Below are 5,352 nucleotides of genomic sequence, written 5' to 3'. Positions count from 1 at the left end.
TCAACTTCTTCTCTGTAAAATCCCCAGTTATATCTTATTAATATTTCCTATTTATTTCTTTACCTATAATTATTAATAGCGATTTCAAAATCGATTCTCTGTTTTTTTATCTTAATTAATTACGGATATAAAAAAGACGAGGTTACCCTCGCCTAATCTTAATCTAACTTAAAATCTGTTAATCAATTTGCAGATACTTATGAGTTTGTACCGACAAACGCCAATTATTTTCAATACAAGTATCAATCGCCAACTGTGTTGCGCGAGGCTTTTGGCTGATCGGTTGCAAACAAATAGTTTTGTTAGTGCAATCAATGTTTTCGATCAACTGTTTTAAATCATCAATATTCTTTTCAGTGGCTACAGGGTGTTTGATTTCATTAGCACGCTGTAATGCTTGAACTAATACTTGTAAACCACCTTTCATATTCACTTTAGGTGAAACTGTCACCCAAGTTGCATCACTACAGTTAACTTCAAAAGTACCACTGGTTTCAATTTGAGTCTGATAACCTGCAGCATTCAATGCCTCTGTTAATTCAGCCAGATCAAAAATACAAGGTTCACCACCAGTGATCACCACATGTTTAGCATGAAAACCTTTGGCAACAAATGCAGCAACCAGCTCAGCAGCACTATAATTTGCCCAACGTCCAATCGTACCGTCGACTTGAATAACTTGCTCAGCACTGACTTCATTTTCAGCTAATTGCTGCCAAGTATGTTTAGTATCACACCAGCTGCATCCTACAGGGCATCCCTGTAAACGGACAAAAATGGCAGGTACGCCGGTGAAATAACCTTCACCCTGAATCGTTTCAAAAACTTCGTTAATCGGATACTTCATACTAACCTCTATTGCATTAAGCAGGCTTTATAGTAGATTTTGAGCATCCATACAAGCATAACGCTATATTACTTTATTAATCAGTGAGCAATCGGGTAAGATAGAACAAACTTTTTATCGATTTTAACCCTATCATGTCTAAAGCAGTTGTCGTATTTAGTGGTGGACAAGATTCAACCACTTGTTTAATTCAAGCCCTTACTCAGTATGATGAAGTTCATGCCATTACATTCGATTATGGTCAGCGTCATAGCCAAGAGATCGAAGTAGCAAAAACGTTAGCCAAACAACTTAATATTGCCAGTCACAAAGTCATGGATGTCAGCTTACTTAATGAGCTGGCTATTTCAGCCCTAACGCGTGATGCCATCCCAGTATCAAATGAATTAATGGAAAATGGTCTGCCGAATACCTTTGTACCAGGACGTAATATCTTATTTCTAACACTGGCTGGTATTTATGCTTATCAACTTGGCGCTGAGGCAATCATCACCGGCGTGTGTGAAACCGATTTTTCGGGTTATCCTGATTGCCGCGATGAATTTGTCAAAGCGATGCAACATGCACTTGAATTAGGCATGGATAAGCAGCTGAATATTGTGACGCCATTAATGTGGTTAAATAAGGCTGAAACTTGGGCTGTAGCTGATAAATATCACCAATTAGAACTGGTAAAAGACCATACCTTAACTTGCTATAACGGTATTATTGGTCATGGTTGTGGCACTTGCCCAGCTTGTTTACTGCGCCAACGTGGTTTACATGACTATCTAGACAATAAAGCAGAAGTTAATCAAGCATTAGCGGACAAATGTCAAAACTAACAGCCTGGTTATCACCAACCTTAATTTGCACAATGGGTCTTGTTTTAGCCTGTAGTTTGCTGTTTGTATTTGATGCAAATAGCTTAGATTACCAAAGACAAGCTATTGCGGAAGGCCAATGGTGGCGCTTAATCACAGGTAATTTTAATCATACCAATTTATGGCATTTGGTCATGAATATGGCGGGATTGCTGGTGATTGTGTCACTGTTTGAACAGCACTTCAGTCCGCTAAAGTTGGTGGGATTAATCCTTATACTGGCGTTATTGCAAGGCTTAGGTTTATATATTTTCTATCCTAATACATTAGGTTATGTCGGATTAAGTGGTGTTTTACACGGTATATTTGGCTATGGCGCCGTATTTGATATCTATAAAGGGATTAAAATGGGCTATTGGCTGCTTGTTGGACTCATTGCCAAAATAGGTTATGAACAAGTATTTGGTGCAAGCATGATGTCAGTTTAATGATAAATGCAAAAGTTGCCACTAACGCCCATTTAATCGGGGCTATTAGTGGCATTTTATGTGCGTTATGTATGATTAGCTGGATTAAATTACGCCGAAATTAATCGCTCTCTCAGCTGCTTCACTTCATCTCGCAGTGCAGCAGCTTGTTCAAACTCAAGATCTTGTGCACATTGATGCATTTGCTTTTCGAGTACATCAATTTGTTGGCTAATGGCATGCGCATCACTAATTTCATATTTAGCTTGCTGCTGGGCAACTTTTCTGCGATTAGCATTAGCAACCGCCACCCGCTCTTCTGGTGCTTTATCGCCCACATCCATAATATCAGTAATGCGTTTAACCAAGCCTTTCGGTGTAATACCATTATCTAGATTAAATTGATGCTGTTTAGCGCGGCGACGTTCGGTTTCCTCAATCGCTTTTGCCATAGATTTGGTCACTTTATCCGCATATAAAATAACTTTACCATTTATGTTACGAGCAGCGCGACCAATGGTCTGGATTAGAGATCGTTCTGAACGCAAAAAGCCCTCTTTATCGGCGTCTAAAATACACACTAATGACACCTCAGGCATATCAAGCCCTTCACGCAGTAAGTTAATGCCGATAAGTACATCAAACTCACCTAAACGTAGATCGCGGATGATCTCGACCCGTTCAACCGTATCAATATCAGAATGCAAATAACGCACTTTGACGCCATGTTCATCCAAATACTCGGTTAAATCTTCAGCCATTCGTTTGGTTAACGTCGTAACCAGCACTCTTTCATTAACCGCAACACGTTTATGGACTTCAGATAACAGGTCATCAACTTGAATACCGACAGGCCTGACTTCAAGTTCTGGATCTAATAAACCTGTCGGCCTCACCACCTGCTCAGCAATTTGATCGCTACGTTCTAATTCATATTGACTTGGCGTCGCTGATACATAAATAGTTTGCGGCATTAATGCTTCAAACTCATCAAATTTTAATGGTCTGTTATCTAACGCTGAAGGTAATCTAAAGCCATATTCAACCAAGGTAGTTTTACGAGAACGGTCACCTTTATACATCGCACCAATTTGCGGCACGGTAACATGCGATTCATCAATAATCAGTAAGCCATCAGCAGGAAGATAATCTAATAAAGTCGGAGGACCATCACCTTCAGCACGACCCGATAGATAGCGAGAGTAGTTTTCAATACCTGAACAATAGCCTAATTCGGTCATCATCTCGATATCGTATTGTACTCGTTCACTGATCCGCTGCGCCTCTATCAATTTATTATTGTCTAATAATTGCTGTTTGCGGGCCCTAAGCTCTTCTTTAATCTCTTCAGTGGCGGCTAAAATCGTTTCTCTTGGCGTCACATAATGGGTTTTAGGATAAATTGTAGTACGCGCTAATCGCTTAGTTATTTGGCCTGTTAATGGATCAAACTGACTTAGTCTGTCGACTTCATCATCAAATAGCTCAATTCTGATCGCTTCTTTTTCCGATTCGGCAGGAAAAACATCAATAACCTCGCCTCTCACTCTAAAAGTACCACGCTCAAGACTAATATCATTACGGGTATATTGCAGTTCGCTTAAGCGTTGCAAGATATCACGTTGATCAATAAAGTCGCCTTGACTCAAATGCAGCATCATTTTCATATATGAATCGGGATCGCCCAAACCATAAATGGCGGAAACAGAAGCAACTAACACCACATCTTTACGTTCTAATAAGGCTTTCGTCGCTGATAACCGCATCTGCTCAATGTGAGAGTTTACTGAAGCATCTTTCTCAATAAAGGTATTCGTTGAAGGCACGTAGGCTTCTGGCTGGTAATAGTCGTAGTAAGAAACAAAATATTCGACCGCATTTTCAGGGAAAAACTCTTTCATCTCACCATAGAGTTGAGCTGCTAGTGTTTTATTAGGTGCCATCACAATGGTTGGTCGCCCTGAATTGGCAATCACATTTGCGATCGTAAAGGTTTTGCCCGATCCCGTTACACCAAGTAACGTTTGACTGGCTAAACCTGAATCTAAACCATCATTCAATGTCGCTATTGCGGTCGGTTGATCGCCTGCGGGAGAATATTGAGAATGTAACTGAAATATAGAGTGCGTCACTTACCATGTCCCTTATCAATCGTTTCAACTATTCTAATTAACTACCACTTTTTTACCAATTGATTTTGGCTTTTATCAGATAATGCTTATTTTTATGTGAATAACATAACTAATAAAGCTGCACTCTAGACTTATCATCAGTATTTACTGGTATAAGTTAGAAATCAAAAAAGTTTGTACACAGCAACAAAAAGACAACAAATTTCAACTTTTATTGACAAGCTTACAAAACGATAAATAATTGTTGATTTATTTATCTAGTTGAAATTAAACAAGTATTTTTTAGATTAGAAAAGTTATCAAATTTAACTCAAATGCTGTATCCATCGGCCTTAGCAGCCAATAAATCAGACTAACTCACAGGTTTATCCACAGATTTAGTGGATAACTCAAGTAACGCTAGGAATCATGCGGCATACAGAGCAGTGACAATATACAAAACAAGTTTGTCGTAAAAATGAAAGTTTGTTACAAATGAAAGTCGGCTAAAAACCCATGTCGTCCGACCAGCAAAAAGCAATGTTTATGTCAATAGTTATCCGTATAATCTCAGCAAATTTTTTGATTCAATTCCGTCAAAAATAATCGCCATTGCCTGTTAATTAGATTGCGATTCCTATCTGACAATTAACCAAACAGACAGAAGACATCAATTAACTCATGATTCATGCGAGTCTGTTTAGTGAAAACCTTAGCTGATTGTTTATTTTTACGGCCAATCATACGGTAATGATAGATTGACTCGACTCACTTAGCCTAATTGTTCTATATCATCTAACTCAATCACAGAATGCAAAATAACCAAATAACTTAGTAATAAATATAGAAAATGTTGAATACCTCAGCAATTTGAACAAACCCCGAGCAGTTAAACCAATATTGGCATTTTTTTTTAGAAGTTAAGTTGACTCATTCCAGATACCGATTTACTATGCGCTCCGTCCTCTTAACGGGACGCGGCAATTATTCCCCAGTAGTTCAGTCGGTAGAACGGCGGACTGTTAATCCGTATGTCACTGGTTCAAGTCCAGTCTGGGGAGCCAACTTTACTAATAAGTTGTATTAGTCACCTTCTCGGTGTAAAAAAGAAAACGATTCCCCAG

4 protein-coding genes and 1 tRNA gene are annotated in these 5,352 nt (G+C 38.8%); 3 read left to right on the top strand and 2 right to left on the bottom strand.

Translation table 11 applies throughout. The annotated features are described in order from the left end of the window. Positions 1-178: 178 nt before the first annotated feature. Positions 179-847 (bottom strand): 7-carboxy-7-deazaguanine synthase QueE, encoded by a 669-nt coding sequence (queE, locus tag JCM15074_RS19955; RefSeq protein ID WP_025823706.1) that lies wholly within the window; start codon positions 845-847, stop codon positions 179-181. A gap of 134 nt (positions 848-981) precedes the next feature. Here queE and queC point away from each other — a divergent pair, with 134 nt between their 5' ends. After that, positions 982-1,671 carry a 7-cyano-7-deazaguanine synthase QueC gene (queC, locus tag JCM15074_RS19950; protein ID WP_025823704.1) on the top strand — a complete coding sequence of 230 codons (690 nt, stop codon included), beginning with the start codon at positions 982-984 and terminating at the stop codon, positions 1,669-1,671. Then, on the top strand, positions 1,659-2,138 hold the full coding sequence (rrtA, locus tag JCM15074_RS23275) for a rhombosortase (RefSeq protein WP_306302243.1): 480 nt from the start codon (positions 1,659-1,661) through the stop codon (positions 2,136-2,138). Before queC ends, rrtA begins: the two co-directional genes overlap by 13 nt. Positions 2,139-2,227: 89 nt before the next feature. Here rrtA and uvrB read toward each other — a convergent pair whose 3' ends face one another. Next, positions 2,228-4,249: an excinuclease ABC subunit UvrB gene (uvrB, locus tag JCM15074_RS19940; RefSeq protein WP_025823702.1), complete on the bottom strand. Its 2,022-nt coding sequence runs from the start codon at positions 4,247-4,249 to the stop codon at positions 2,228-2,230. A 967-nt stretch (positions 4,250-5,216) separates the two neighbouring features. On the opposite strand from uvrB, the gene JCM15074_RS19935 reads away from it, so the two are divergent. Continuing rightward, positions 5,217-5,292 (top strand) — tRNA-Asn (locus JCM15074_RS19935). Positions 5,293-5,352: the final 60 nt, after the last annotated feature.

The sequence above is a fragment of the Shewanella marina JCM 15074 genome (assembly GCF_000614975.1).
In the GTDB taxonomy this organism is placed as follows: Bacteria; Pseudomonadota; Gammaproteobacteria; order Enterobacterales; family Shewanellaceae; genus Shewanella; species Shewanella marina.
The sequence above is the reverse complement of the archived record's forward strand: the minus strand, read 5'-3'. Positions and strand labels throughout refer to the sequence as shown.

Bases quoted from the DNA above. Each gene is read 5' to 3' on its own strand.
- queE (WP_025823706.1), bottom strand. From the start codon at position 847: ATGAAGTATCCGATTAACGAAGTTTTTGAAACGATTCAGGGTGAAGGT.
- queC (WP_025823704.1), top strand. From the start codon at position 982: ATGTCTAAAGCAGTTGTCGTATTTAGTGGTGGACAAGATTCAACCACT.
- rrtA (WP_306302243.1), top strand. From the start codon at position 1,659: ATGTCAAAACTAACAGCCTGGTTATCACCAACCTTAATTTGCACAATG.